Source organism: Knoellia sp. S7-12 (assembly GCF_040518285.1).
Taxonomy (GTDB): Bacteria; Actinomycetota; Actinomycetes; order Actinomycetales; family Dermatophilaceae; genus Knoellia.
In genome coordinates this window covers 547362-574339 of record NZ_CP155449.1, presented here as the reverse complement: position 1 = coordinate 574339, position 26978 = coordinate 547362, and the positions used below count along the sequence as shown (strand labels likewise).

Annotated in this window: 23 protein-coding genes; 8 read left to right on the top strand and 15 right to left on the bottom strand. The window is 68.9% G+C overall.

What is annotated here, in order from left to right:
* The first annotated feature begins 64 nt into the window (after positions 1 to 64).
* Genes V6K52_RS02765 through V6K52_RS02735 form a run of 7 tightly spaced genes read left to right on the top strand, consistent with a single transcriptional unit; the run spans position 65 to position 5788 of the window.
* A complete protein-coding gene (locus V6K52_RS02765) occupies positions 65 to 1975 on the top strand; it encodes a propionyl-CoA synthetase (RefSeq protein ID WP_353952380.1) in 1911 nt (636 codons plus the stop codon).
* 9 nt (positions 1976 to 1984) lie between these two features.
* Complete coding sequence (locus V6K52_RS02760) at positions 1985 to 2908, top strand: AEC family transporter (RefSeq protein WP_353952379.1); 924 nt, start codon at positions 1985 to 1987, stop codon at positions 2906 to 2908.
* An 18-nt stretch (positions 2909 to 2926) separates the two neighbouring features.
* On the top strand, positions 2927 to 3346 hold the full coding sequence (locus tag V6K52_RS02755; protein ID WP_353952378.1) for a DUF4870 domain-containing protein: 420 nt from the start codon (positions 2927 to 2929) through the stop codon (positions 3344 to 3346).
* Between the two features lie 47 nt (positions 3347 to 3393).
* A complete protein-coding gene (locus V6K52_RS02750) occupies positions 3394 to 4044 on the top strand; it encodes a CDP-alcohol phosphatidyltransferase family protein (protein WP_353952377.1) in 651 nt (216 codons plus the stop codon).
* Positions 4034 to 4498 carry a VTT domain-containing protein gene (locus V6K52_RS02745; protein WP_353952376.1) on the top strand — a complete coding sequence of 155 codons (465 nt, stop codon included), beginning with the start codon at positions 4034 to 4036 and terminating at the stop codon, positions 4496 to 4498. Before V6K52_RS02750 ends, V6K52_RS02745 begins: the two co-directional genes overlap by 11 nt.
* A gap of 51 nt (positions 4499 to 4549) precedes the next feature.
* A complete protein-coding gene (locus V6K52_RS02740; RefSeq protein WP_353952375.1) occupies positions 4550 to 5362 on the top strand; it encodes a M15 family metallopeptidase in 813 nt (270 codons plus the stop codon).
* Positions 5363 to 5392: 30 nt separating this feature from the next.
* Positions 5393 to 5788 carry a hypothetical protein gene (locus tag V6K52_RS02735; RefSeq protein ID WP_353952374.1) on the top strand — a complete coding sequence of 132 codons (396 nt, stop codon included), beginning with the start codon at positions 5393 to 5395 and terminating at the stop codon, positions 5786 to 5788.
* A 44-nt stretch (positions 5789 to 5832) separates the two neighbouring features.
* Here the strand turns inward: V6K52_RS02735 and V6K52_RS02730 are convergent, their stop codons facing one another.
* The 15 genes from V6K52_RS02730 to V6K52_RS02660 all read right to left on the bottom strand — a co-directional run bounded on the left by V6K52_RS02730 (position 5833) and on the right by V6K52_RS02660 (position 25587).
* Positions 5833 to 7377 carry a helicase HerA-like domain-containing protein gene (locus V6K52_RS02730; protein ID WP_353952373.1) on the bottom strand — a complete coding sequence of 515 codons (1545 nt, stop codon included), beginning with the start codon at positions 7375 to 7377 and terminating at the stop codon, positions 5833 to 5835.
* Positions 7378 to 7427: 50 nt separating this feature from the next.
* Positions 7428 to 8435, bottom strand: coding sequence for a sugar phosphate isomerase/epimerase family protein (locus tag V6K52_RS02725; protein ID WP_353952372.1), 1008 nt, complete (start codon positions 8433 to 8435; stop codon positions 7428 to 7430).
* 70 nt (positions 8436 to 8505) lie between these two features.
* On the bottom strand, positions 8506 to 9939 hold the full coding sequence (locus tag V6K52_RS02720) for a nucleotide pyrophosphatase/phosphodiesterase family protein (RefSeq protein WP_353952371.1): 1434 nt from the start codon (positions 9937 to 9939) through the stop codon (positions 8506 to 8508).
* Positions 9936 to 11129, bottom strand: coding sequence for a metabolite traffic protein EboE (gene eboE / locus V6K52_RS02715; RefSeq protein WP_353952370.1), 1194 nt, complete (start codon positions 11127 to 11129; stop codon positions 9936 to 9938). Before eboE ends, V6K52_RS02720 begins: the two co-directional genes overlap by 4 nt.
* Before the next feature lies 1 nt (position 11130).
* Positions 11131 to 12078: a TatD family hydrolase gene (locus tag V6K52_RS02710; protein WP_353952369.1), complete on the bottom strand. Its 948-nt coding sequence runs from the start codon at positions 12076 to 12078 to the stop codon at positions 11131 to 11133.
* Positions 12075 to 12659, bottom strand: a complete 585-nt coding sequence (locus V6K52_RS02705) for an EboA domain-containing protein (RefSeq protein WP_353952368.1) — start codon at positions 12657 to 12659, stop codon at positions 12075 to 12077. Before V6K52_RS02705 ends, V6K52_RS02710 begins: the two co-directional genes overlap by 4 nt.
* 1 nt (position 12660) lies before the next feature.
* Positions 12661 to 13524 (bottom strand): sugar phosphate isomerase/epimerase family protein, encoded by an 864-nt coding sequence (locus V6K52_RS02700; RefSeq protein ID WP_353952367.1) that lies wholly within the window; start codon positions 13522 to 13524, stop codon positions 12661 to 12663.
* Positions 13521 to 14459, bottom strand: coding sequence for an SCO3242 family prenyltransferase (locus V6K52_RS02695; protein ID WP_353952366.1), 939 nt, complete (start codon positions 14457 to 14459; stop codon positions 13521 to 13523). Before V6K52_RS02695 ends, V6K52_RS02700 begins: the two co-directional genes overlap by 4 nt.
* Complete coding sequence (locus V6K52_RS02690; RefSeq protein ID WP_353952365.1) at positions 14456 to 15622, bottom strand: inositol-3-phosphate synthase; 1167 nt, start codon at positions 15620 to 15622, stop codon at positions 14456 to 14458. Before V6K52_RS02690 ends, V6K52_RS02695 begins: the two co-directional genes overlap by 4 nt.
* Positions 15623 to 15807: 185 nt before the next feature.
* A complete protein-coding gene (locus V6K52_RS02685; protein WP_353952364.1) occupies positions 15808 to 19176 on the bottom strand; it encodes a PQQ-dependent sugar dehydrogenase in 3369 nt (1122 codons plus the stop codon).
* 173 nt (positions 19177 to 19349) lie between these two features.
* On the bottom strand, positions 19350 to 20468 hold the full coding sequence (locus V6K52_RS02680) for a TIM barrel protein (RefSeq protein WP_353952363.1): 1119 nt from the start codon (positions 20466 to 20468) through the stop codon (positions 19350 to 19352).
* Between the two features lie 110 nt (positions 20469 to 20578).
* On the bottom strand, positions 20579 to 21736 hold the full coding sequence (locus tag V6K52_RS02675; RefSeq protein ID WP_353953845.1) for a Gfo/Idh/MocA family oxidoreductase: 1158 nt from the start codon (positions 21734 to 21736) through the stop codon (positions 20579 to 20581).
* A 178-nt stretch (positions 21737 to 21914) separates the two neighbouring features.
* Positions 21915 to 22967, bottom strand: a complete 1053-nt coding sequence (locus tag V6K52_RS02670) for a substrate-binding domain-containing protein (RefSeq protein WP_353952362.1) — start codon at positions 22965 to 22967, stop codon at positions 21915 to 21917.
* Between the two features lie 77 nt (positions 22968 to 23044).
* Positions 23045 to 24109 (bottom strand): ABC transporter permease, encoded by a 1065-nt coding sequence (locus tag V6K52_RS02665; RefSeq protein ID WP_353952361.1) that lies wholly within the window; start codon positions 24107 to 24109, stop codon positions 23045 to 23047.
* Positions 24106 to 25587, bottom strand: coding sequence for a sugar ABC transporter ATP-binding protein (locus V6K52_RS02660; RefSeq protein ID WP_353953844.1), 1482 nt, complete (start codon positions 25585 to 25587; stop codon positions 24106 to 24108). The genes V6K52_RS02665 and V6K52_RS02660 overlap by 4 nt, the downstream gene beginning before the upstream one ends.
* A gap of 148 nt (positions 25588 to 25735) precedes the next feature.
* On the opposite strand from V6K52_RS02660, the gene V6K52_RS02655 reads away from it, so the two are divergent.
* On the top strand, positions 25736 to 26965 hold the full coding sequence (locus V6K52_RS02655) for an ROK family transcriptional regulator (RefSeq protein ID WP_353952360.1): 1230 nt from the start codon (positions 25736 to 25738) through the stop codon (positions 26963 to 26965).
* Positions 26966 to 26978 lie beyond the last annotated feature (13 nt).

Genomic DNA, 26978 nt, shown 5'->3' with positions numbered 1-26978 from the left:
ACCGCTCGGCTTTCCGCTCGTCGAACGGCTGGTCCACGCGCCACCTACCCACCACGATGGCGACATGACCCCCAACGGTTACGCAGCGGCATACGCCCAGTCCTTGGAGCATCCGGACGAGTTCTGGCGACGGGCCGCAGAGCGGATCGAGTGGATCACTCCCCCGACGACGATCCTCGACAGCACGAACGCACCGCTCCATCGCTGGTTCACCGGTGCGACCCTGAACACCTGCTTCAACGCGCTCGACCGCCACGTCCGCGACGGGCGCGGCGAGCAGCCCGCGCTCATCCACGACAGTCCCGTCACCGCAACGACAACGACCATCACGTATGCCGACCTGCTGGGTCGCGTCGCGACGTTCGCTGGTGCGTTGGCGAGTCTCGGTGTCGAGAAAGGCGACCGGGTCGTCATCTACATGCCGATGGTGCCGGAGGCCGTCATCGCGATGCTCGCGTGCGCCCGGCTCGGCGCCATCCACTCGGTGGTGTTCGGCGGGTTCGCCCCGGCCGAGCTGGCCGCCCGCATCGAGGACGCGCAGCCCAAGGTCGTCGTCGCCGCGAGCTGTGGGATCGAGCCGAGCCGCGTCGTCGAATACAAGCCGATGCTCGACGCAGCCCTCGACCGCAGCTCGCACAAGCCCGAATCGGTCATCGTCCTCCAGCGCGAGCAGGCCCGGGCCGCGGTCGGCGAGCGCGACACGGACTGGGAGGAGATGGACTGGGACGAACTCGTCGCCGACGCCGAGCCTGCCGATTGCGTCGAGGTCGCGGCGACCGACCCGCTCTATGTCCTCTACACGTCCGGCACCACCGGGCGACCCAAGGGAATCGTCCGGGACAACGGTGGTCACGCGGTCGCCCTGCGCTGGTCGATGGACAACATCTATGGCATCCACCCGGGCGACGTGTGGTTCACCGCGAGCGACGTCGGGTGGGTCGTCGGCCACTCCTACATCGTCTATGCGCCACTGCTCACCGGCGCCACCACCGTTCTCTACGAGGGCAAACCGGTCGGCACACCGGACGCCGGAGCCTTCTGGAGACTCATCGCCGAGCACAAGGTGCGGGCCATGTTCACTGCGCCCACGGCATACCGGGCGATCAAACGGCTGGACCCCCAGGGTGAGCTGATGCGCGAGCACGACCTCTCCTCGCTCGACACGGTCTTCCTCGCAGGTGAGCGCCTTGACCCCGACACCTACGAGTGGGCGACGTCGAGGCTCGGGGTTCCCGTCGTCGACAACTGGTGGCAGACCGAGACCGGCTGGCCGATCGCGTCCAACCTGCGCGGACTCGAACCGATGCCGCTCAAGCCGGGTTCTCCGTCGGTGCCGGTGCCGGGGTATGCCGTGGCGATCCTCGACGAGACCGGTGCGCCCCTGCCTGCGGGCCAGGAGGGTGCGATCTGCCTCAAGCTGCCGATGCCGCCGGGGACGTTGCCGACGCTCTGGGGCGATGACCAGCGCTTCGTCGACGGCTACCTGTCGACGTTCCCCGGCTACTACGTGTCCGGTGACGGTGGATATGTCGACGAGGACGGCTACCTCTATGTCATGGGGCGGACCGACGACATCCTCAACGTCGCCGGGCACAGGCTGTCGACCGGCTCGATCGAAGCGGCGCTCGCCGGCCACCAGGACGTCGCCGAGTGCGCGGTCATCGGTGTCGCCGACGAGCTCAAGGGGCAGGTGCCGCGAGGGCTCGTCGTCCTCAAGGGTGGAGTGGACGGGACAGGCGCCGAGGGCGAGCGGATCTGCGCCGAACTCGTCCAGCGGGTCCGCGACGAGGTGGGTCCCGTGGCCGCCCTGAGGCAGGTCGACGTGGTGGCCGCGCTGCCCAAGACCCGCTCGGGCAAGATCCTGCGCAAGACGATGCGCGAGATCGCCGACGGCCGCACGCCGGTGGTGCCCGGGACCATCGAGGACGCGTCCGTCCTTGAGACGCTGGCGACCGTCCTGCGCCGATCCACCTAGCCTGACCGGGTGCAGGGAGTCTTCACGGGGTTTGCCACGATCGCCGTCGTCATCGGCGTCGGCGCTCTCCTCGCACACCTGCGCATCCTCGACCTGACCGCCCAGCGGGCCCTGTCACAGGTCTCGTTCTACGTCGGCTCACCGGCCCTCATGGTGATGACGTTGAGCCGGGCGGATGTTCACGACGTCCTGTCGGCCAACCTCGTCGCCACGACCGCGGCCATCCTCGTCACGCTGGTCATCTATGTCTCCCTCGCCCGTTTTGTCTGGCGGCGACGCCTGGGCGACGCGACGATCGGAGCCCTCTCGGCGGCATACGTGAATGCAGGAAACCTGGGTATTCCGGTGGCGAGCTACGTCCTCGGCGACGCGTCCTACGTCGCGCCGACCCTCCTGCTCCAGCTCCTCGTCCTGCAGCCCATTGCGTTGGCACTGCTGGATGCTGACGCACTGGGCCGCCCGCCATCGCTCGTGCAGCTCGTCACGCGCCCCTTCAAGAACCCGCTCACCGTCGGGTCGCTCATCGGTCTGCTGCTGTCGGTGACCGGGTGGACCCTGCCCGACTTCGTCGGCAACCCGCTCGAGCTCCTGGGCAACCTGGCGGTCCCGGCGATGCTCGTCGCCTACGGCATCGCCTTGCGACTGGGTCCCGGACTGGGCACGGCGGGGTCGGTGAGCGAGCTGGCGACGACGTCGTTGCTCAAGCTGATCTTGCAACCGCTCGTGGCGTATGCCGTGGCGCACTTTGCGCTCGGCGTCGACGGTCACGCTCTGCTCGCCATCGTGGTCTGCTCGGCCCTGCCCACGGCGCAGAACATCTTTGTCCACGCGACCCGCTACGACCGCGCGACCGTGCTTGCGCGCGACACCATCCTCATCACCACGATGGGTTCCGTGCCGGTGATTCTCGTCGTCGCCGCACTGCTCGGGTGAGCGACCTATCCTGAGCCAGTGAGTGAGGGGAACTACCAGGAGCAGCTGCGACGAGAGCTCCATCCGTCTGCTCCGTCCGCTCCGTCTGCGGCCCTCAAGGTCGACGACGGTCGGCGGTTCGCCGCCGCGCTCCACGTCATCGCCGCCACGACCGTCCTCGTGCCGCCTATCGCTCTGGTCACGCACGTCTCGCGCAAGGACCACCGGCCCCTCGTGCGGATGACCGCCTCTGCCATCCTGCGGTTTCACGCACAGCAGCTGATCCTTCTCGTGGCGGGTGTCGGTCTCGCGCTCGTCACCCACCACGATCAGACTGCAGGCGTTCTCACGCTGGTCTGGCTGGCCGCCGCGCTCCTGTGCCCGCTGCTCGGCGCCCTCCAGACGTGGCGCACGGGGCGTGTCTTTCGCTACCCGATCTGGGATCTGCTGCGTCGGTGATTCCCATCGTCGCCGCACATCTGGGGTGAGCGACCTATCCTGAGCGGATGTGGGGATCTGCACTCTTGGGGGAGACGCCGGCCGACGTCGGGATCGGGCTGGAACGCCTGTGGACCGGGGCGACAATCATCACCGCCATCCGCACCATCGGCTCGGCGGCAGTGGCTGCCTGGGCCATTCACGACCGCAGTCTCACCCTGCTCGTCGTCGCCCTCGCCATCTATTGGGTTGGTGACATCCTCGATGGCACGTGGGCGCGACTGCGGGGCTGCGAGACCCGAATCGGTGCAGTTCTCGACATCTTCTGTGACCGGTTCAACGCGGCCGCCTTCTACTTCGGACTGGTCTGGCTGCAGCCCGAACTCGCACCGGCGGTCTTCGTCTACCTCGCCGAGTTCATGGTCGTCGACAGCTTCCTGTCGTTGGCCTTCCTCGCGTGGCCGATCCGCAGTCCCAACTACTTCTACGTCGTCGATCGCCAGATCTGGTTGTGGAACTGGTCCAAGCCGGCCAAGGCCGTCAACAGCGCACTCTTCGCTGTGCTCCTGCTGGTGACGGGCTGGATGTGGCTCGGCCTGGCCATCGCGGTGGCGCTGCTCGCGGTGAAGTGCTGGTCTGCAGCGCGGTTGCTCCGGATCGGGATCCCGGTGCCGACGGTCGCGGCTGACGGCCCCCCGGGCTCGCCGCATGTGGGCTGAGGCCTTCGGAGTCGCAGGTCTGGCCGTCGCGTCAGCCGTGATCCCCGTCATCAACATCGAAGCCATCGTCGCGGTCGCCGCAACGCAGGATCGAGCACCCACCTGGCTGCTCGTGGCGGCCGCGACGGTCGGACAGATGGCGGGCAAGCTGCTCTGGTACTACGGCGGCCGAGAGCTCGGGCGCTTCTCGTTCGTCGCCCGTCGCATGGCCAAGCCCAGGGCGCGAGCGGCCATGGAACGGTGGCAGGCGCGCACCGAGGGACGCCCGTGGTTCACGGCAGGTCTCCTGCTCCTCTCGGCCGCCGGGGGCATCCCTCCATATGCCGTCCTGGCGGTTGTCGCTGGCACCCTCCGGGTCCGTTTGTGGATCTTCCTCGCGACCGGCCTCGTGGGTCGGGGGCTCCGCTTCTGGGCCATCATCGGAGGCACTTCAGCGGTCATGTCGTGGTGGTGACAGCCGACCGCTCCGGTGGCGAGGCTCGGCGCCCCCTGCTAAGAACGACCCATGACTCGCCGTCCTCTGCCGACCCTTGTCGCCGCTCTCGTCCTGACCGCCACCGCTTCCCTCACCGCAGGCGGTGCATCCTCAGCCGCTGTGGCAGACACCCCGACCAGGGCACCGGAGGAGATCGTCGCCCTGCGCGACATCGACCCCACGATCGTCCACGAGATCCGCTACACGACGAACCACAACTTCGTCGGCGAGCGCATCGATGCCTATCGCGCGCCGCTCTGCCTCCTGACCCGACCCGCTGCCGAAGCGCTCGCCCGGGCGCAGGACGAGCTCCGACCGCAGGGCCTCACCCTCAAGGTCTATGACTGCTACCGGCCCCAGAGCGCGGTCAACCACTTCGTCCGCTGGGCCGAGGACCTCGACGACGAGCAGATGAAGGCAGAGTTCTATCCTCGGGTCGCGAAGTCACGGCTCTTCGCCGACGGCTACATCGCAGCCAAGTCCGGCCACTCCCGCGCCAGCACAGTCGACCTGACGATCCAGCCCCTCGACGGTCGCCGCGTGCCGGCACCGCACTCACCCAAGCCGGCGGGCTCATGCTTTGGACCAGTCGAGGAGCGGGTGCCTGACGCCTCGCTCGACATGGGCACCGCCTATGACTGCTTCGACGTCCTTTCGCACACCGCCAACCCCGCATTCACCGGCGAAGTGCGCGAGAACCGCGACCTCCTCGTCGACGTGCTCGCCGCGGAGGGGTTCGCCAACTACGAGAACGAATGGTGGCACTTCACCCACAAGCCGGAGCTGTTCCCGGACACGTTCTTCGACTTCCCCGTGTCCCGTGCGTCCCTGACCTCCGACTGAGGGAGGACCGACAGGGGCCATGATGGGGCGATGATCAGCCTCGACCTCGCCCGCCGGCTTGCTCACGACGCCGGAGTGTTGTGGCAGCCTGCGCCCGGCGACCGGTTCGTCATTGACACCAAGCTCCTCACTGACGAAGTCTTCTGGGTCAGCAACCTGACGATCGAGCCGCAGCATTTCGCTGACCAGACCGTCCTCGGCTTCAACGGCACGACGGAGTGGGCGCTCGACTCGGTCAGCCTCGACCAGTCCTTGTGGCTGCCCCGCGAGGACCAGCTCCGAACGTTGCTCGGAGACCGGTTCGACTCCCTCCGGCGGACCGATGACGGCTGGGAGGTGGCGTATGCCGCGAGCGATGGCACCCGGCATACCGTCACCGATGCTGACGTCGAGTGCGCCTACGCGAGAGCCCTGCTCACGCTGTGACGTGAATCGTGCGCGGCTGCCGCCAGCCGCGCTGAGAATCCGTCTCAGCGGCGGCGCGTGCCGAAGAGCGAGCGCGTGATCTCGCGTCCGATGACCGTGCCCGCTGAACGCAGGGCCGACTTGAAGGCACTCGACTTGATGACCTGACTCACCATGCCCGGGTCCTCCTTGGGCGCGGCCGCCTTCTTCGCGACCGTGGGGGCAGGAGTCTGCTGGGGCGCAGCCTCGGCCGGAGCTGCAGCCACGCGGGCCGCGAGCTTCTCGTAGGCCGACTCACGGTCAGCGACCTCGGCGTACTTCGCCGCGATCGAGGACGCCGCGATCGTCTGGTCCATGACCGCCTCGGTCGACGGGGCCATGAGCGACTGCGGCGCGCGCATCCGCGTCCAGGCCACCGGCGTCGGTGCACCCTTCTCGGAGAGGACGGTGATGACGGCCTCGCCGGTGCCGAGCGAGGTGAGGAGCTTCTCGAGGTCATACTGACTGTGCGGGTAGGTCCGCACCGCCGCCTTGAGGGCCTTGGCGTCGTCGGGTGTGAAAGCGCGCAGGGCGTGCTGCACCCGGTTGCCGAGCTGACCGAGCACGCCGGCGGGGACGTCCTTGGGCGACTGCGTCACGAAGAACACGCCAACACCCTTGGAGCGGATGAGGCGGACGGTCTGCTCGATGGCGTCCTGGAAGGCCTTGCTCGCATCGGCGAAGAGCAGATGCGCCTCATCGAAGAAGAAGACGAGCTTGGGCTTGTCGATGTCGCCGACCTCGGGCAGGTCGTGGAAGAGGTCCGCGAGCATCCACATGAGGAAGGTCGAGAAGAGCGCGGGACGGTCCTGCACCCCGGGCAGCTCGAGGCAGGTGACCAGACCCTTGCCGTCGGGGGTCATGCGCATCAGGTCGGCCGTGTCGAACGCCGGCTCACCAAAGAACGCGTCGGCGCCCTGGTCCTCGAAGGCGATGAGTTCGCGCAGTATGACACCGGCGGTGGCGGACGAGAGGCCACCGAGAGCCTTGAGCTCGGGCTTGCCCTCATCACTCACGAGGTGCGCGATGACGGCCCGCAGGTCCTTGAGGTCGAGGAGCGCGAGGCCGTTCTTGTCGGCGTAGTGGAAGACGAGACCAAGGCTCGACTCCTGCGTGTCGTTGAGGCCGAGCACCTTGGCGAGCAGAGTGGGACCGAAGTCCGTGATGGTCGCGCGAATCGCGATGCCCTTGCCCTGTCCACCCAGCGACAAGAACTCCGTCGGGTATGCCGTGGCCTGCCAGTCCTGCCCGACATCCTTGGCTCGCGCTGTGGTCCGGTCGCTGGCCTCGCCCGGGCTGGCCATGCCGGACAGGTCGCCCTTGATGTCGGCGAGGAAGACCGGGACGCCCTGGCTGCTCAGCTGCTCGGCCATGACCTGGAGAGTCTTGGTCTTGCCGGTGCCGGTGGCGCCGGCGACGAGTCCGTGGCGGTTGAGGACGGCGAGCGGGATGCGCACCGGAGTGTCGGGGTGGGCGGTGTCGTCGATGACGGCCGCACCGAACTCGAGGGCGGGGCCCTCGAAGGAGTAGCCGGCACGAATCTCGTCGAGATGGGTCGCGTTCTCAGTCACCCTCGGAACTCTAGTGCGAGCGCAAGGCGAGCTGACGGCATACGCCGCTGTCAGTCACCCGAGCTGAAGGCTGAGTCGAAGGAGGCCTCCGGAGCCTCGAACGCGAGTCGACGCACGAAGCCGACAGCTTCGGCCGCGCCGACGAGGCGGTCCATGCCGGCGTCCTCCCACTCCACCGAGATGGGGCCGGAGTAGCCGATCGCACCGAGCGTCCTGAAGCAGTCCTCCCACGGCACGTCGCCATGTCCGGTCGAGACGAAGTCCCAACCGCGGCGGGGGTCGTTCCAGGGCAGGTGGGACGACAGCCTTCCGTTGCGGCCGTTGCCCACTCGCATCCTCACGTCCTTGCAGTCGACGTGATAGATCCGATCCTGGAAGTCCCAGATGAACGCGACGGGGTCGAGGTCCTGCCAGACCATGTGCGACGGGTCCCAGTTGAGCCCGAACGCCGGACGGTGCCCGATCGCCTCGAGGGTGCGCACCGTCGTCCAGTGGTCGTAGGCGATCTCGCTCGGGTGCACCTCGTGGGCGAACCGCACACCGACCTCGTCATAGACGTCGAGGATCGGGTTCCACCGGTCGGCGAAGTCCTGGTAGCCCGCGTCGATCGTCTGCGCCGACACCGGCGGGAACATCGCGACGTACTTCCAGATGGCCGACCCGGTGAAGCCGATGACGACGTCGACGCCGAGCTTGGCCGCAGCCCGCGCGGTGTCGGCCATCCGCTGAGCGGCCCGCTGCCGCACACCCTCGGGGTCGCCGTCACCCCAGATGTCCGCCGGCAAGATGTCCTTGTGGCGCTGGTCGATCGGGTCGTCGCAGACCGCCTGTCCCACAAGGTGATTCGAGATCGCCCAGACGCCGAGTCCGTGACGCTCGAGGATCTCGCGACGTCCGGCCACATAGTCGTCCTCGGCCAGTGCGCGGTCGACCTCGAAGTGGTCGCCCCAGCAGGCGATCTCAAGGCCGTCGTAGCCCCACGAAGCGGCCAGACGGCACACCTCTTCGAAGGGCAGGTCGGCCCACTGGCCGGTGAAGAGGGTGATCGGACGGGTCATCGTGGCGCTCCTAGCAATCGGGGTGGTGCGGGAGTGTGAAAGTGGTTGCAACGCAATGCTGGTCGATCCGTCAGTGGGTCAAGGCAGCCTCGACACCCGCGGCCCGCAGGACGAGGTCACGCACCTCGGTCGCTGCCACCGTCTCACGCAGTTGACCCGGCGTGGAGGTGATCAGGACAGGTCCGTCGGCCGGGTCCTCCGGCAGCCGCCCGTGACTTCCCTTCACCCAGCGGGCGTCGAGCGGCACGACCTTCATCGAGTAGCGCAGTCCGACCTTCTTTCGCACGAGCGATAGCCCGGCACGCGCCTTGGCCGTCCTGTCGGCAGGGTCGAAGAACAGTTCAGCGGGGTCGTAGCCCGGCTTGCGATGGATCTCGACGCCGCGAGCGAAGTCGGGAGCCCGAGCGTCCTCGAGCCAGTAGTAGTAGGTGAACCAGGCCCGGTCCTCGGCGACGACGACGAGGTCCCCGCTGCGCTCGTGGTCGAGCCCGTGCACCGCCTGGGCCTCGCGATCGAGCACCTGCTCCACACCGGGAGTGGCCTCGAGAAGGGTGCGAACCTCCTCGTGTCGCTCGGCGTCCTGGATGTAGACGTGCGCAACCTGGTGGTCGGCCACGGCGAAGGCTGGCGAGGCCCACGGGTCCAGGTACTCCATGCCCTCCTGTGTGTGCACCTCGAGCAGCCCGGCGCGTCGCAGCACCCGGTTGAGGTGAACCGGGCGGTCGACCTCGGTGATGCCGTACTCACTGAGCACGACCACCTCGATGCCGAGCCGGGCCGCGTCGTCGAGCAGGGGCGCGAGCACGGCGTCCAGTTCTGCCGCTGCGGCGGAGGCCTGCGGCGACCGCGGCCCGAACCGCTGGAGGTCGTAGTCGAGGTGCGGGACGTAGGCCATCGTGAGGTCGTGGTGGGGCATGATCCGCCGGGTCGCCTCGACGATCCACCGCGATGACGCGATGGCCGCTGTGGGCCCCCAGTACTGGAACAACGGGAACTGGCCAAGGGCCTGGGTCAGCTCATCGCGCAGCCAGGTGGGACGGGTGTAGCAGTCAGGACTCTTGCGTCCGTCGGCGTGATAGACGGGCCGAGGAGTCACGACCGTGTCGACGTCCATGCCCATCGCGTACCACCAGCACACGTTGGCGACCTTGGCATCGGGGTAGGCGCGACGCAGCGAGTCCCAGAGCTTCTCGCCCTCGACGAGGCTGTTCGGCTGGCGCCAGAACATGATCTCGCCGAGGTCCCGGAAGAACCAGCCGTTGCCGACGACGCCGTGTTCGCTCGGCAGCGTGCCCGTGAGGATGGTCGACTGCACCGAGCAGGTGACGGCCGGCAGGACCGTGCCCAGAGTGGCGCGGCTTCCCGCCTCGGCGAGCTCCCGGAGGCGGGGCATGTCGTTGAGTGCGCGGGGCGTGAGTCCGACGACGTCCAGCAGGAGCACTGGCGTGGGCGCTACTCCGCCCGCGGGTACGGGGGCAACCTGGCGGGGGGCGGTCGTGGTCACGGGGTCTCCTTCAGTCCGAGGTCGAGCAGCTGGTCGCGCACCCAGGCGATCTCGCCGGCGATCCGCCGGGAGAGGTCATCGTCGGTGCGGGGGCGGGCCGCGTCGGGCAGCACACCCCAGGTGTAGGTCTCCACCTCGAGGTGATCGGTCACGGCGTGCTCGCCACCGACGAGGGCATCGAGCGAGGCCACGGTGTGGTCGCGGGTCGCGCGAAGCGGCGGTTCGGGATCGAGATCGAGTGGCACGTGGAAGTGCACGCGCCACGGAACGGCTGAACCGTCGTCGGAGAGTTCCTCGAGAGGGTCGCTGCCGCCGAGGGCTTCCGGAAGGTCGTCGCGCGCAGAGATCGACCCGTCGGTATGCCGTCCGCGCACCTGGTGGAGGAACCGCACCTCGTCGAATTCGGCCAGTGCCCGCCGGGTCGCGGGATCAGTCGGGTCGTCGGCGTGCACGGCTGCAGAGATCTGGGCCTTGGTGACCGGGAGCCCCGCCCCCGCTATGCGATCACGTGCCTCCGCCGGGTCCTCGAAGCCGACCGCGAGGTGGCAGAGGTCGAGGCTGACTCCGATGCGCTCGGCGTTGACGCCGGCCAACCGCTCCACTGCCTCGGCCGTCGTCTCCACCACGCACCCGGGCTCGGGTTCCAGACCGACGCGCACGACGCGGCCGGTGCGGGTCTCCATGCCCTCGAGGGCGTCAGAGAGGCGACCCAGGTTGTCCAGAGCGGCTTGGTGCTGACCACCGTCCCAGGGCGTGCGCCACGCGAACGGCAGGGTCGACACGCTCCCCCGGGCCGCGTCGTCGGGCAGCAGCTGGGCCAACACCGCAGCGCAGTCGACCGTGTAGTCCAGTCGTTCCTGCTCCGACCAGTCGGGGTGGTAGACGCGCTGTTTGACCACCGGCTCCTGGAAGCCGCGGTAGGGAAAACCGTTGAGCGTCACTGTTTCCAGGCCCCGATGGGTGAGGGCTCGGCGCAACCCATTCGTGGCCGTGGCGTCCTGCGCGAGCTCGTGGGCGGCCGGGGCTGCGAGCCACAGACCGACCCCGAGGAGATCGGACCCCAGGTGCTTGCGCACCGGCAGCACGAAGCGGTCGAGGTGGGCGAGGACGTCGTCGAGGCTGTCGCCGGCATGCACATTGGTGCAGTAGGCGAGGTGTACGACTGTGCCGTCAGCATGGAGGAGGCGCACTTCAGCTCTCCTTGGAGCCGCGGAGCACGGAGTTGCCCTCGAAGGTTGCACCCGTCGGCGCGCCCATGGGCGCACCGGCCGACGCGCCCACGAATTCGCCCTCCGGGGAGGCGGTAGGTGAATCCGTAGGTGAGGCGACGGCATACAGGTCGACGTCCTCGAGGTCGAGGCGCCCGCTCTGGCCGTAGAACTCCACCGGGTTGCGCCACAGGACCTTGTCGACGTCGTCGCCGGAGAAGTCTGCGGCGAGCATGGCCTCGGCCGTACGCACGGTGAGCAGCGGGTCGCTGCGCCCCCAGTCGGCGGCCGAGTTGACGACCATCCGCTCGGTGCCGTGCTCCTGCAGGATCGCGACCATGCGCTGCGGGTCCATCTTGGTGTCGGGATAGATCGAGAACCCCATCCAGCAACCGCTTCCGGCGACGACGCCGACCGTGACCTCGTTGAGGTGGTCGACGAGAACCCGTTCGGCGGGAAGCCCCGACTCGCGCACGACGTCAAGCGTGCGCCGCGTGCCAGCAAGCTTGTCGCGGTGAGGCGTGTGCACGAGCGCGGGCAGCCCGTGCTCCCGCGCCAGACCCAGCTGGTGGGCGAAGACCTCGTCCTCCTCGGCAGTCATCGAGTCGTAGCCGAGCTCGCCGACGGCGACGACCCGGTCCTTGACGAGATAGCGGGGCAACTCGTCCAGGACCGCGCGGCAGCGCTCGTCATTGGCTTCCTTGGGGTTGAGGCCGATGGTCGCGAAGTGCTGAATACCGAACTGCTGCGCCCGGAAGGGCTCCCACCCGAGCAGCGCGTCGAAGTAGTCGCAGAACGTCTCGACACTGGTGCGCGGCTGCCCGAGCCAGAACGACGGCTCGACGACCGCGCGCACCCCGGCGGCGTGCATCCGCTCGTAGTCATCGGTCGTCCGCGAGGTCATGTGGATATGCGGGTCGAAGATTCTCATCTGCTGCTCCCGGGGGTTGAGGTGTCCTGGTCGGTGAAGACGATCCGCTGTGCGTCGGCCGGCACGTCGCGCCCCGCCGCCTGTCGCTCGTCGATGAAGTCACTCACCATCCGGCGCAGCTCGTCGTCGGTGCGTCGTTCGAGGTCGGCGACGGTGTCGAGGGGGATTCCCATGAAGATCGCCTTGACCACTCCTTGGCGCCAGGCGGCGTCGTCGAGGTGCGTGGCGGCATACGCCCCGAGGGCACGGGCGACGAGCCGAGTGTCATTGGTGCGCAACGCATCTCGCACGAGCAGAAGGAGCGCATCGCCGACGGCTGGTCGCGCGGTGGTCGCCCGGTCAAGGCTGGGTAGCGCCGCGAGCACCGCCTGCTTCTCGGCACTGTCGCCCCGGCTGTAGAGCGTCGAGGTGATCCTCACGACGTCGTCGAGTTCGCCGGGAATCGCCTCGAGCAGCTCGACCCGCACGGCCTCGCCATCGTCCCCCTCCGCGCGGGCGTGACGGGCCGCACCCGGGAAAAGGCTGAGCACCGCCTCGGCGTCGTTCGCCACCACGTGCCTGGCGTCGTCCTTCCATCCCATGTCAGATCCTCTTCTCGAGTTGGCGAGCGTCGGCCTCGGCAAGGCGCAGGGCGCGCAGGCTCCGCTCGGCGAGCACCGGTGCGGCATGCGAGTGCCGGGGCAGCTCGACGTGCACGAGCCCGCCGTAGCCGATGTCGCCCAGAGCCGCGAGCACGTCGGGCAGGTCGACCTCGCCGTCGCCAAACGGCAGATGCTCGTGGACCCCGCGGCGCATGTCATCGATCTGCACGTTGGCGACGAGGTGCCCGGCCCCCCGAATCACCGACCCCGGGGGCTCGTCCTCCGTGCAGGTGAGGTGACCGACGTCGATGGTCAGCGCGAGTGCCGCGGGGCGGTCCAACCGGTCGAGAAGCCCGACGACGTCTCCTACCCGCTCGAGGAACATCCCCGGCTCCGGCTCCAGCGCGAGCGTCACCCCGGCGGCCTCGGCGACGGGCAACAGACTGGTCACCGCGTGATCGACCCGAGCCCGCCCTTGCTCGGCGGTGGCCGACTCCGGCAACGTGCCGCTCCAGCACGAGACGACGCGAGCACCCAGATCGGGCGCGATGCGCAGGGCGGTGGCAACGAGGTCGATACGACGCTCCCGGCCCTCGTCGCTCACGAAGGTCGGGTGGTGCTTGCGTCGGGGGTCGAGCACATAGCGACCGCCGGTCTCGACAACGACGTCGAGTCCGTGGCGGGCCAGCAGCCGCGCGGCCAGTGCCACGCGCTGTGCGAGTCCGGCCCCGATGGGGTCGAGGTGCGCGTGGTCGAGGGTGATCGCCACGCCGTCGTAGCCCAGGTCGGCAAGAACCGCGAGGGCGTCGGGCAGCCGGTGGTCGGTGAACCCGTTGAGTCCGTAGCCGAATCGCAACCCACTCACGTCGGTGACCCCTTGCGCATCGCTGACCGTGCGGCCCACGAGAGCGCCCCGAGTGCCAGAGCCGCCCGTGCCTCACCCGCCGAGGCGACCAGTGCCGACTGGAGCGGCACCATCCCTTTGATCCCGGCAACCGTGGCACGGCGGGTCGTCGCCGCGCCGGGATCGGTCGCCGCCGCAGCCTGCGCCCGTCCGACAGAGCTTGCGTATGCCGTTGCCGCGGCGATCGCGACGCCCATCGCCACCCAGCCGTCCCGGCTTCCACGACCCTGGCCCGCGCGCGCCTCTGGCCGCGAGCGGTCCAGGGTCAGGGCGCGTGATGACGCGAGGACGGGAACGAGGGTGCTGACGACTGCCGTCAGACTGACGGCGCCTCGGGCAGTCTCAGGCTTCGTCCCATGGACTTCACCGCGACTCAAAGCGGTGACGCCCGCGGTGTGCGCAGCGAGAAGGGCTGCAGGGGCGACTGCGTGTCGAAGGGCAGGCAGGCCGCCGGCCGCCGCACCCAGGAGGACGTCGAGCCCCCGGGTACTCGCCATGACGGCGGTGCTCCCGGGCCCTGATTTCGCCGAGAGGTCATAGGTCCAGACGGCACCGGACAGCACGCCCGCCACCGCAGCGGCCGGCGCACCTCCTGCGACGGCGGCGAGGCCCACCCCGGCGGCGGTGAGCCCCGTGGCGAGAGCCAGTGCGGTCCCCGGGGTCACTCGACCGGAGGGGATGGGGCGCTCGGGGCGTTCGACGGCGTCCAGGTCTCGGTCGGCCCAGTCGTTGAGGGCCATCCCGGCCCAATAGAGCGAAACCGAGGCAAGGGGCAGCAGAGCAGTGCGGCGACCCGCAGGCCACCCTGCGCTGGCGGCACCCGCGAGGGTGTCGCTGGGCACGGTCAGGCCCGCGGGCGCTCGCACGAGCTCTGCCAGGTCACGCAGGGACGTCATGGGCGAACGTCCGCACCCTCCGTCGCCCACCGGACGAGGAGGTCGTGCTGCGGAGCCAGCGCGTGCTCGTCCAGCCCTGCCGGATCCTTGAAGAAGAATCCGAGCGCGGGAAGGGGACCACTCTCACCCCGGCGCATCGCCAGGTCGAGCAACCGGGCGAGGTCGATGACCAGGGGTGCCGCGAGCGCGGAGTCACACCCCTGCCACGTGAACTGCAGCGTCATCCGGGTGCCGAGGAAGCCGGCGAAGGTCACGTGGTCCCACGCGGTCTTCCAGTCACCGAGATCGGCCACGTGGTCAATGTGCAGGGGGCCCTCCACGGAGTGTCCGAGGAGAGCCTCGAGCCCGGCGGCCTTGCTGTCGATCTTGCTCTGACGAGCGTCGGGTGAGGCCAGGGTCGCGCCGTCACCGCCTCCGAGCAGATTGGTTCCGGACCAGGAGCGCACGTCGAGTGAGCGCATCGCAAACATCGGCGCGAGCACCGACTTGAGCAACGTCTCACCGGTCTTGCCGTCACTGCCGCCCCACGGCATACCCGCCTCGTCGGCGAAGGTGCCGAGCACCGGAAGGCGCGCACCCGCGGACGGAGTGAAGTCCACGAAGGCGCAGCCTGCCGCGAACGCAGCCGCGGCATACACCGAGCTTGGCGGCAGTGGGGACTCCCCCGCATCCCAGGCGATGTCGAGTGCCTGACGGTCAGCGTGGGCCGGTTGGGGAACGACGGGAGCCTCCGTCGAGGAGACGTTGATGACCACGACGCGGGCCAGGCCCTCGCGCTCACGGAACTCGCGCAGGTCGTCCGCGAGACGATCGACGGCCTCGCGCTGGTCCTCGGCACCGAGCGTGTAGCCGGGACGGACGCGGCTGGACGCCTCGTCGAGGTCGTGCGCGATGAGGCCGGGCAGGTCATGCGGGATGACCCCGGCTGCGGCCAGGGCCTCCGCACGCTTGGCGAGGGAGACGTTGCTGACGTCATGTCCTCCGGTCACGAGATCTGCGGTGTCGATGAGGTCGGCCCCCTCGAGGGCGGCCTGCGCGGTGACGAGCCCGATGGGGGCAGCGACACCGGCACGCAGGCCGGCGAGGCCCGCGGCGACGGTCGTCGCGACGGATCCGCCAGCGCCGACCAGCCAAAGTCCAGTGCGTTCGGTCGTGAAGGTCATGAGGTTCTCCTCGGGGTTGGAGCCCGGAGTGGAAGGGCGATGCGCGCCGAGTGGCGGCGCGGGTGGGGCGATGACGAGCGGGGCGATGGCGAGTTGGCTAGGGCGTCGCGACGACAGAACGTGAGAGTCGCGCACCGGGGTGGGCCCTGCGGCGGGGAGGGTCCCCGCCGCAGGGCCGGATCCGATCAGCCGCGCAGCTGGGCGATCACCGCCTTCGCGTCGCGGTCGAAAGCTGCGGCAGCCGTCACGTCGGGGACGAGCGTGCGGTTGGCCAGGAGGGAGATGAAGCCCTCCACCTGGGTAGCCGCCGCGTGGCCGCGACCGGCGTCCGCGTGCTTCTTCGCCTGCTCGAGCCGCTTGAGCAGCTGCTTCTCACCTGCTGCAGACACCTCACCGGAGTCGGCAAGACGCTGCGTGAGCTTGGTGAGCTCGGCCAGCGACGTCGTCGTCGTGAAGGTGAGGGTCTTGCTCGTGACGTGTCCAGCGTTGTCCTCGGCGCTCACGACGAGCGTGTGCGCACCGAGAGAGAGGCGCCAGAGCTCAACCGGCTGGTCGCCCGCGACGGAGGTTCCGTCGAGGGTCGCGGTCACCGACTGGATACCGGAGATCGCATCGACCGCGGTCCAGGAGACATCGCCAGCGTTGCCGACGGATGCCCCTTCGGTTGCGCCATGGAACGCCACGGTGGGGGCGGTCTTGTCGATCTTGACGACGACCTGGCCGACCTGCGAGACGTTGCCACCGTTGTCGGTCGCCCGATAGAGCACGGTCGTCGTGCCCTCCGTGGAGATGACCGTCGTGGGATTGTTGGCGCTGACCGTCGTCCACGTCTTGCCACCGTCGGTGGAGACCTGGCGCGTCGAGATCGTGCCGTTGTCGGTTGCGGTGAGGCGGACCGTCACGTTGGACGTGTACCAGCCGTTCTGCCCGGTCGGCTGCGCCGGCTCGAGGGCTGCGGTCACCGTCGGCGGCGTCACGTCGGCGACGCCGTTGCCGGAGAAGGTGAGCCGGTCGAGGACGACACCGCCGGTGGACGTGACGTACAGGACGCCTGTCCCCGTCGGGGCGTTCGCAAAGCTCGCATTCGTGTCGTTCCAGCCGCTGCCCGAGACAGCGACTGTCGCGAACGGCGTCGCGTCGGGAGCGTTCCACCGCAGGGCCAGCGTGCCCGACCCGGAGGAGCGGACGGTGACGCCCGTGACATCGGCGAAGTTCACCGGGTCCCAGGCGAGGTGGTCACCGGGATCCAGCGAGGTGACCTTGCGCAGACCGCTCGCCGTGTCGTCGGAGACGATCTCGGCACCCTGGACGACGTCGGCCCATTCGGCCTCCTGCGACTTCGGGTTGAGGATCAACGAGCGCTCGGAGGTCGCGGGAGCAACCCCGTTCGCACCGTTGTCCGTGTAGCGGATGACGACGACGCCGAAGATGTTCTCGGTCTCGCCGTGCTCGGTCGCGTCGACGGGGGTCGGGATCGCAAACTGGCAGCCCGTCCCCTGGCTCAACGGGTGGGCATGGGCGTCGTGCCCGAGCCCGAACGTCCAGGCCACGCGGGAGCACACCGGCGCGTTCCCGTCCTCCGGGTCGGAGGTCGTGACCGTGAACGGCACCGCCTGGCCCCAGTCGAAGAACCCACCGTTGGGCGTGCTCACGTTGATCGTCGGTGCGACGTTGCCGACGCTGATCCTCGTGCTTGTGATGCCGCGCCGTCCTTCGGGGTCGGTGACCCGCAGACGGGCGGTGTAGGACCCGAGGGTCGTGTAGGTGTGGGTCGCCTCGACACCGGTGGCGTCGAACGTGCCGTTACCGTCGAAGTCCCACTCGTAGGTGAGCGCGCCGCCCTCGGGGTCGGTCGAGCCCGAACCGTCGAACTCGACGGTCAACGGCACACCACTGCTCGAGATCGGGTCGGCGGAGATGCGGGCCGTCGGTGCCTTGTTGCCCGGCGAGTAGTCGATCCGATAGAGCCCGGCGTCGGGGTTGGCCCGGAAGAAACCGTCGCCGTAGTCGAGGACGTAGAGCGAGCCGTCGGGGCCGAACTCGATGTCGATCGGGCTGTCGGTGTCGGGCTGGCCGTTGGTCTGCAGAGCGCTGTTCGGCAGGAAGTGGGTGATGTGGTCCACCGGACCGTTGGGCCACTGGACGTCGAAGACGGCCAGGTAGTCCTGCGAGAACTCGGCGAAGAACGCCTTCTCGTCCCAGTACGCCGGGAACTTCGTCGTCGAGGGGTTCGCGGCGTCGTAGTGGTAGACCGGTCCGCCCATCGGGCCCTGACCAGTGGCCGGTGAGAAGTCAGTCAGCTCAGGCCACGGCTGGTGGGTGTTGTTGTCGCCGTAGTAGAGCGTCGCGGGGGTGGCCGGCGGCACGGTGGCCAGTCCGGTGTTCCAGCGCGAGTTGTTCTTCGCGCCGGCAGCGCAGTCGAAGAACGGGCCCGGCGTGGCGGTCGCGAAGTTCCACTCGTTGTAGTTGAACTGGTTGCCCGTGCAGTACGGCCAACCGCCGTTGACCGGGCGGTCGATCGCCGTGGTCTGCCACTCGACATAGCCGAGAGGACCGCGTTCGGCGCTCGGCGCACCGGCATCGGGTCCGTAGTCGCCCCAGCTCACCGAGTTGGTGCCCGGGTCGACCTCGAAGCGGAAGGGGTTGCGCAGCCCCATGGCAAAGATCTCGGGGCGAGTCTTCTCCGTGCCCGGGGCAAACATGTTGCCCGCGGGGATCGTGTAGGAGCCGTTGTCCTCGACGTGGATGCGCAGAATCTTGCCGCGCAGGTCGTTGGTGTTGCCGGCGCCGCGACGCGAGTCAAAGCCCGGGTTCATGCCCGGCGCGTCGTTGTTGGGCGCGAAGCCGTTGGCGCCAGGGGTGCTTGCCGGCGTGTTGTCGCCGGTGGCGAGGTAGACGTTGCCGGCGGCGTCGAAGTCGACGTCCCCCGCGACGTGGCAGCACTGGCCGCGCTGCTGCTCCACCTTGATGATGACCTGCTCGGTGCCGAGGTCGAGCGCGCCGGCAGCGTCGTCCCACTTGACGCGGGTCAGCTGGTTGTAGCCCTTCCACTGGTTCCAGTAGGTCGCAGGGTCTTGGCCTGCGGGCACGGTGTTGGGCGCCGAGCCGGTGGGGGTGCGCGAGATGTAGGGCGCGGTCATGTCGAGCGGTGCGTAGTAGAGGTAGACCCACTTGTTCGTCGCGAACTCCGGGTCGAGCGTGACGGTCTGCATGCCGTCCTCGGAGTTGCTGTAGACCGCCACCTTGGAGACGACCTTCGTCGTGCCGGCGTCCGGGTCGGTGAGGCGGATGTCGCCGTTGCGGGCGGTGGTCAGAACCTTGCCGTCGGGCATCACGGCCATGTCGATGGGCTCACCGGTGTCCTTGGTGAGGGTGATCTTCTCGTAGTTCGCCCAGTCAAGGGCCGGGTCGGAGCCCGGCTCGGCCGAGTGGTCGACACCGTTGTGTGCTGAGGCGGGAACGGCCAGAGCGCTGCCCGTCGTGACGAGTGCGAGAACGAGGGCGGCAACCGTGGAAAGTACACGTGGCCGACCTCGACGTTGAATAGACTTCATGTCCACGTCCTTCAGTGAGTGTTGGGCGAGCCAGTCCCGGAGGTGGCGTCGGCCGCTGCAACGGCTTCTTTCGACGCCACCTCCGGGCTGGCGCCCACCAGAAGGGACTCCGGTGGGCGGTGGTGCTCAGCAGGGGTGGTGCGACGGGGTCCTGCGACCGCCGTCAGGGGTGCTCAGCCGCGCAGGGCGGCCAGGTTGTCGTAGCTGAACTTCGCGAGCTCGAGCGACTGCGCGGGTGCCAGCGCGCCACCGGGGGCGGTGTCCTGCTCCCACATCGGGTTGTGTGAGCCCCTGGACCCGACGCGGCCCAGGAACGTCGAGTAGTCGATGTCACCCGCACCGAACGCCACGATGTCGTAGCCGTTGGCGACGGCCGAGTTCTTCTTGCCGTCCTTGGCGTGGAACAGCGGGAACCGCTTGTTCTGGGCGGCGACCAGGGCTGCGGGATCGAAGACCGACTGGACCGAGCTGCCGTCGGCGGCAATGTAGGTGTGGTGCTTGTACTGCGCCACGTGCGCCCAGAAGATGTCCATCTCCAGGTAGACGTTCTGCGGATCGGTGTTCGCGAGGAACCACTCCAGCCGACGGATGCCGCTGCTGCGGGTCGGGTTGCCGAGCGCGTCGGCGGGGCCGCTGTCGAGCAGGAAACTGTAGGCGATGTCGTGGTTGTGGGTGTAGAGCTTCAGGCCGTGACTGGCCGCGCGCTCTCCGAAGAAGTTCCAGACCGGGGCGGCGGCCTGCCAGTCGGCGAGGTAGGCACTGCGGGTCGGGTCGTTGCCCGTGCCGATGTGACCCATGCCGAGGATGTTCGCGATCTCGCACGCGGTGTCGAACTGCGAGATCGTCACGTCGGTCACCGTGCTGGGGATGCTCCCGTGGTTGCCCTCGGCCTCGAGACCGTTGGCGTCGAGCCACGAGCGGAGGAGGGTGGCTCCGGCGACGTTGTTGAGGTCGGCACCGCCCTCGGAGTTGGCGTGCTGGCGGTAGCCCGCGAACTCGATCTGCTTGTAGCCGATCTTGGCGAGCTCGGTGAGCACCTCCTTGAAGCCTGAGGCGAGGTTGGTCGAGAGCGGGTCACGACTGACGGCGTCGCGCACCGTGTAGAGGATGATGCCGCGCCGGGGGGCCGGGATGAGGATGCCGTTGGCGTTGCCGACGGGTCCGGCGACGGCGCTGGGGGCGGTGACCGCCGCGGCGGCCGCCATGCCCGTCGTTGCCGCGAGGAACTGGCGGCGGTTGAGGCCGAGCTTGGTGACCAGGCCCGAGAGGTTGACGTCGTTGTCGGTGTTCATGGTGCTCCTTCGTCACTGCAATGACAGGGTGGGACGTGCGTGACCTCGTGCGATTCCTTCCGGTGGTGTGGTGGTCGGCCACGGGTGAACTTCAGTGCTCGGTGGGCGGCTCAGCCGTTCGTCGAGTCATCGGTGGGGGTCCAACGGGACCCGTTGGCGGCGCTTGTCTCCACGGCGGCAAGCACCTCCTGCACGGCCAGGCCGTCAGCGAACGACGGCTCCGGATCGGTGCCGTCGGCGATCGCGGCAAGGAGGTCGGCTGCCTGGTGGGTGAAACCGTGCTCGTAACCGAGTCCATGACCGGCAGGCCACCAGTGCTCGACGTAGGGGTGCGAGGGCTCGGTGACGATGACTCGCGTGAAGCCCGACTCGCGGGATGGCGTGGTGGCATCGTGCACCTGCAGCACATTCATGTCCTCGAAGTCGAAGGCGATGCTGCCTCGCGTCCCGTTGACCTCGAGCCGGATCGAGTTCTTGCGGCCGGTCGCGAACCGGGTGGCCTCGAACGTCGCGAGCGCTCCCCCGTCGAGACGGGCCAGGAACACCGCGGCGTCGTCGACGGTGACCGCCCCCCGGCCGGTGCCGGCCTGTGAGGAGAGCCCGTGCGAGGACTCCGGCAGGGGCCGCTCGCGCACGAAGGTCTCGGTGACGGCGCTGACACCGCTGATGCGCTCGCCGGTGACGAACTGCGCGAGGTCGATGATGTGCGCGCCGATGTCCCCGAGCGCACCGCTGCCGGCCCGGTCCTTCTGGAGGCGCCAGGTCAGCGGCGACTCCGGGTCGACGAGCCAGTCCTGGAGGTATTGCGCCCGCACGTGGCGGATCTGGCCGACGCGCCCCTCGCCCACGAGCTGCCGGGCCAGAGCGATGGCCGGCACGCGACGGTAGGTGAACCCCACCATCGACCGGATGCCGTGCCGCTGGGCGCGCTCGGCCGCGGCGGCCATCGCGCGGGCCTGCTCGACGGTGTTCGCGAGAGGCTTCTCGCACAGGACGTGCTTGCCGGCCTCGAGGGCGGCGATGGCGATCTCGGCGTGGGTGTCCCCGGGGGTGCAGATGTCGACGAGGTCGACGTCGGGGCGGGTGATGAGTGCCCGCCAGTCGGTCTCGACGTTCTGCCAGTCGAAGCGCCGCGCCATGTCGGCGGCGGCCTGTGCGTCACGGCCACCGATCGCGACGAGGTCTGGCACGAGCGCCGGGTCGAAGAAGCTGCGGGCGTTGCGCCAGCCCTGTGAGTGGGCCACGCCCATGAACGAGTACCCGACCATTCCGATGCCGAGGCGGCCAGGCGTGCTCACGGTCGCCGGCGCGGCATCGGTGAGGGGTGAGGGGGTGTCAATGGCCATGAGGCACCTTCCGTGAGCCGAACCGGCCCGGGTGGTGGGTGGGTGGTGGTGCTCGCCGGCCGGTCACCCGGTCGGCGAGCACCACGAGGGTCCCGGAGGGTCAGCTCTCGAAGCCGAGCGGAAGGTACTTGTCGACGTTGTCCTTGGTGACGACGGGCGCATCGAGGACGATCCGGCGCGGGACCGCGACCTGGACGAGGTCGGCCATGCCCTTGTCCTGGGCGAGCAGGCGCGCGAGGCGGACGCCGTCGGCAGCCTGGGTCGGCGGGTAGATGACCGTGGAGTCCATCTTGCCCTCCTTGATCCAGCGCATGGCGTTCGCGGATCCGGCGCCACCGATGAAGGCGAACTCCTTGCGGTTGGCGTTGTCGAAGGCGGCCATGACGCCGACACCCTGGTCGTCGTCGTGGTTCCAGATGATGTCGATCTTGGGGGCGGCCTGGAGCAGGTTCGATGCGACGCTCTCACCGGACGCCACCGTGAACTCGGCGGCGACCCGGTTGTCGACGGTCTGGCTGCACGCCTTCAACGCGTCGGCGAAGCCCTTGCTCCGGTCCTGGGTCAGCGGGAGGGCATCGATGCCGGCGATCTCGGCGATGACGGGGTTGGTGATCTTCTTGTCGCTGATGACCTTGCAGGCGCGAGTTCCGGCACTGACACCCATGCCGTAGTTGTCACCGAGCACGGTGGTGCGAGCAGCGAAGGGGCTGGAGAACTCACGGTCGACGTTGACGACGATGATGCCGGCCTCGGTGGCCTTCGTCGCCACCTCGGTGAGTGCGGCGCCGTCGGTCGGCAGGAGGACGATCGCGTCGACCTTGTCGTTGATGAAGGTCTCGATCTGGGAGATCTGCAGGCTGGCGTCGTTGGTGCCCTCGGCGACGCGGAACTCGACGTCGGTGTACTTCTTTGCCTCGGCCTGGGCGGAGTTGTTGATGGCAGCGAGCCAACCGTGGTCGGCCGCGGGTCCGGAGAAGCCGATGGTGACCTTGTCGCCGGGCTTGGCGTTGTCACCGGCGGGTGCGGCGCTGCTGGCCGAGTCGTTCTCGGCCTCGGGGGTGTTGCTCGTGCACCCGGCGGCGACGAGAGCGACGACGCCGAGGGCGGCGGCGGTGCGAAGGGGGCGGTTGAGGGTGCGGCGAGGACGGTTCATCGGGTTCTCCTGGGTGCGTGCCGAAGGGTTGGGTGAGAGGTGAGGTGGGTGGGGGGACCTGCGCAGGGAGCGCGGCATCAGGGACTGGCCCGACGAGAGGCCACTCGCTGCTGCAGCAGCACGGCGGCGACGATGATCACGCCCTTGGCCACGGCCTGCGTGGACGTGTCGAGGTTGTTGAGCGTGAAGACGTTGGTGAGCGTCGCGAAGATGAGGACACCGAGCACGGTGCCGACGATCGTTCCGCGTCCACCGCTGAGGAGGGTTCCGCCGATGACGACGGCGGCGATCGCGTCGAGCTCGAGCAGCTGCCCGTGCGTCGAGGTGCCGGTCGTCGTGCGAGCCATGAGCATGACCGCCGCCAGACCGCAGGCGAGACCGAGCAGGACATACAGGTATGCCGTCTGGCGCTGGACCTTGATCCCGGCCAGTCGCGCTGCTTCCGGGTTGCCCCCGATCGCCAGTGTGCGACGACCGAAGGTGGTGCGGTTGAGCAGGATCCAGCCGAGGACGGCAACGACCGCGAAGATGACGACGAGCACCGGGATGCCGAGGACGCTGCCACCGAAGAAGTCGATGAAGCCGCGGTCGCGGATGATCTGGGTGCGTCGCTGGGCGATGATCTCAGCGAGTCCGCGCGCTGCGGCGAGCATGGCCAGAGTGGCGATGAACGCGGCCACCTTGCCGTAGGCGATGAGCAGTCCGTTGATGAGCCCACATGCCGCTCCCACGAGCAGGGCAGCGCCGACCATGAGGATCCAGTGGGTGTCCTCGGCCATGGTCTGGGTGGCCAGGGTGGTGGCCCACACGGACGAGAGGGCGACGATGGCCCCGACCGACAGGTCGATCCCTCCGGCGGAGATGACGAAGGTCATGCCGATGCTCACGACGCCGATCACCGAGGCGAACCGGAGGATCGTGAGGACGTTGTCGAAGCTGGCGAACCGCTCACCACCGGTTGCCGCACCGACGACGAAGAGCACCACGAGCGCGATGACCAAGCCCAGGCTTCGGGTGGCCGGGCTGGCATAGAGACGCGACAGGGCGCTGGTCGAGGGCTCCTGGGCTGCCGGACTGACCATCTCCTGGGTGCCCTCGGCCCCGGAGTGGCTGGGGGTGGTGGATGGGCTGTCGACGCTCATGCGGCGTCTCCTTTCAGGATGATGTCGAGCACTCGGTGTTCGTCGAGGTCTGCGGAGGGCGCCTCGTGCAGTACCTGTCCGTCCCCGATGACGAGGACCCGGTCGGCGAGACCGAGCACCTCCTCGATCTCGCTCGAGACCACGATGACGGCGACGCCGTCATCGGCGAGCTGACGGACAAGGGCATAGATCTCGGATCGGGCGCCGATGTCGACGCCTCGGGTGGGTTCATCGAGCAGCAGGACGCGGCAGCCGCGAAGGAGCCAGCGGGCGAGCACGACCTTCTGCTGGTTGCCGCCCGACAACGTGCGGACCTCACGGGCGACACCGGTCGGCCGCAGCTCGAGACTGGTCGCCAGCTCCTGCGCGGCGCGGTGCTCGGCTGCATGGTCGAGCCAGCCGGCCCGGGCGAAGCGGGTGAGGGTGGCCATGCTGATGTTGGAGGCGACGCTGTCGCCGAGCACCAGTGCCTGGCTCTTGCGCTCCTCGGGGCACAGTCCGATCCCTGCGTCCACAGCCGCACTCACCGACCCCCGCCGCAGGGTCTGCCCACCCACCGCAACCGTCCCGGTGTCCGCCCGGCGAGCACCGAAGACGGTCTCGATGATCTCGGAGCGCCCGGCGCCGACGAGACCGGCAAGTCCCAGCACCTCGCCGTGACGGACGGCGAAGCTGACGTCCGAGAACTCACCGACACGACCGAGGCCGCTGACCTCGAGGAGCGGCTCTCCTTCAGGCACGACACCGCGGTTGGGGAAGACATATTCGATCGAGCGGCCCGTCATGAGCTTGATGACCTCTGACGTCGGGGTCTCCTTCGCCGGGAGTCCGGTGGCGACGGTCCGACCGTCCTTGAGGACCGTGACCCGGTCGCCGATGACCCGGATCTCCTCGAGGCGGTGCGAGATGTAGACGACTGCGACGCCCTGGGAGGTGAGGTCGCGAATGACGCTGAACAGACGCTGGACCTCGCCGCTGTCGAGCACCGCTGACGGCTCGTCCATGACGATGAGCTGCGCGTCACGCGACAGGGCGCGGGCCATGCTGACGATCTGCTGGCCGGCTGCTGACAGCTGGCCGACCTCGGTCGAGGGTGAGATCTCGGGGTGCCCCAGGCGCTGCAGCAGCGCGGTCGTCTCGGCGCGGGCCACGGACCGCTGGGAGAAGCCGAAGCGAGCCCGCTCCTGGCCGAGGAAGATGTTCTCGGAGACCGTGAGGCCCTCGACGAGGTCCAGCTCCTGATAGATCGTCGCGATCCCGCGGTCCATCGACGCCTGTGGGTGGGCGAGCGTCACAGCCTCGCCGTTCCAGGTGATCGTGCCCTCGTCGGGTTGGTGGGCACCGGCGAGGACCTTGATGAGGGTCGACTTGCCTGCCCCGTTCTGCCCGAGAAGGCAGTGCACCTCGCCGGGGCGCACCTCGAGATCCACACCACCGAGCGCGGTCACGCCTGGGAATCGCTTGAAGATTCCGGCCATCACCAAAAGAGGTGAGGCGTCATTGCCTCTGGTCATGGCGTGGACGCTATTGCCCTTTTGCGTGTCCGTCAAGCAAAAGATGGAAACGTTGCTAACTCTTCCGTCTCCGAGAGTGTCTGAAGTCCGTCGCTGTGCTTCACTACGGAACGTGAGTGGAACCGTCAGCACCCAGGCACCCGGCACCTTGGGGGCGTCCGCCGCGCCCGTCACCGGGCCCCCCGGCGCTGGGGCACTCCTCCAGCTCATGCGCGATGGCAGGCCTCGCACCCGCGCCGAGCTCATCGAGATCACTGGACTTGCCCGCTCGACCGTGGGGGCACGAGTCGAATCCCTCCTGGCTGCAGGCCTGCTCACGTCCGCCGGCGAGTCACGATCCACCGGCGGACGACCACCCACCCGCCTCGCGTTCAACCCGGAGGCGGGCTTCGTCCTCGGCGCCGACGTCGGCGCCACTCACGTCACCGTCGCCCTCACCGATCTGGGTGGGCGCGTCATCGCGGAGACCTCCGAGGCGCTCGACATCCGTCAGGGTCCAGCGGTCGTCCTGGACGGCGTCATCGAGATCGGCAAGGGGCTGCTGCGGTCCGCCGGACGCACCAAGCGCCAGCTCGTCGGCGTAGGTCTCGGCCTGCCCGGGCCCGTCGAGCACTCCACAGGTCGACCGGCCTCCCCACCGATCATGCCGGGCTGGGACGGCTACGACGTCCCGTCGCACGTCGGCGCCAAGCTGGGCGGAGCAGTCCTCGTCGACAACGACGTCAACATCATGGCCCTGGGCGAGCACGCCACGATCTATCCGAAGGTCGAGCACCTCGTCTTCGTCAAGGTCGCCACGGGCATCGGCGCCGGCATCATCAGCGGTGGTCAGCTGCACCGGGGAGCGCAGGGTTCCGCCGGAGACCTCGGCCACGTCGCGGCACCCCACGGCGAGGGCATCCTCTGCCGCTGTGGCAATGAAGGCTGCCTCGAAGCCGTGGCCAGTGGCCCGGCCATCGTCGCCCGCCTCAGCGAGCAGGGCATCCACGTCAAGGACAGCCGCGAGCTCCTCGAACTCGCCCGCTCAGGCAACCCGGAGGCGGTCGCTGCGCTTCGTCATGCCGGCCGTGAGATCGGCGCCGTCCTCGCCTCGATCGTCAGCCTGCTCAACCCGTCGGTCATCGCCATCGGAGGACTCCTCGCACAGTCCAACGACGGTCTGCTCGCGGGCATCCGCGAAGTCGTCTATGGACGCTCACTCCCACTGGCGACGGGCGAGCTCCAGATCGTCACGGCCCGCACCGGAGAACACGCCGGTGTCATCGGCGCAGCGACCATGGTCATCCAACACGTGCTGTCCGCCGACGAGGTCGAGCGCCACCTCGCGACCCTCGCCTCCTGACCCACCCCTGCCC

Excerpts from the sequence above, each read along its gene's own strand:
- V6K52_RS02745 (WP_353952376.1), top strand. The coding sequence starts at position 4,034 with ATGTGGGCTGAGGCCTTCGGAGTCGCAGGTCTGGCCGTCGCGTCAGCC.
- V6K52_RS02660 (WP_353953844.1), bottom strand. The coding sequence starts at position 25,587 with ATGGCCGGAATCTTCAAGCGATTCCCAGGCGTGACCGCGCTCGGTGGT.
- V6K52_RS02750 (WP_353952377.1), top strand. The coding sequence starts at position 3,394 with ATGTGGGGATCTGCACTCTTGGGGGAGACGCCGGCCGACGTCGGGATC.
- V6K52_RS02710 (WP_353952369.1), bottom strand. The coding sequence starts at position 12,078 with ATGAGAATCTTCGACCCGCATATCCACATGACCTCGCGGACGACCGAT.
- V6K52_RS02690 (WP_353952365.1), bottom strand. The coding sequence starts at position 15,622 with ATGACCTTCACGACCGAACGCACTGGACTTTGGCTGGTCGGCGCTGGC.
- V6K52_RS02740 (WP_353952375.1), top strand. The coding sequence starts at position 4,550 with ATGACTCGCCGTCCTCTGCCGACCCTTGTCGCCGCTCTCGTCCTGACC.
- V6K52_RS02695 (WP_353952366.1), bottom strand. The coding sequence starts at position 14,459 with ATGACGTCCCTGCGTGACCTGGCAGAGCTCGTGCGAGCGCCCGCGGGC.
- V6K52_RS02735 (WP_353952374.1), top strand. The coding sequence starts at position 5,393 with ATGATCAGCCTCGACCTCGCCCGCCGGCTTGCTCACGACGCCGGAGTG.
- V6K52_RS02705 (WP_353952368.1), bottom strand. The coding sequence starts at position 12,659 with ATGGGATGGAAGGACGACGCCAGGCACGTGGTGGCGAACGACGCCGAG.
- V6K52_RS02685 (WP_353952364.1), bottom strand. The coding sequence starts at position 19,176 with ATGAAGTCTATTCAACGTCGAGGTCGGCCACGTGTACTTTCCACGGTT.
- V6K52_RS02725 (WP_353952372.1), bottom strand. The coding sequence starts at position 8,435 with ATGACCCGTCCGATCACCCTCTTCACCGGCCAGTGGGCCGACCTGCCC.
- V6K52_RS02670 (WP_353952362.1), bottom strand. The coding sequence starts at position 22,967 with ATGAACCGTCCTCGCCGCACCCTCAACCGCCCCCTTCGCACCGCCGCC.
- V6K52_RS02665 (WP_353952361.1), bottom strand. The coding sequence starts at position 24,109 with ATGAGCGTCGACAGCCCATCCACCACCCCCAGCCACTCCGGGGCCGAG.
- V6K52_RS02675 (WP_353953845.1), bottom strand. The coding sequence starts at position 21,736 with ATGGTCGGGTACTCGTTCATGGGCGTGGCCCACTCACAGGGCTGGCGC.
- V6K52_RS02765 (WP_353952380.1), top strand. The coding sequence starts at position 65 with ATGACCCCCAACGGTTACGCAGCGGCATACGCCCAGTCCTTGGAGCAT.
- V6K52_RS02680 (WP_353952363.1), bottom strand. The coding sequence starts at position 20,468 with ATGAACACCGACAACGACGTCAACCTCTCGGGCCTGGTCACCAAGCTC.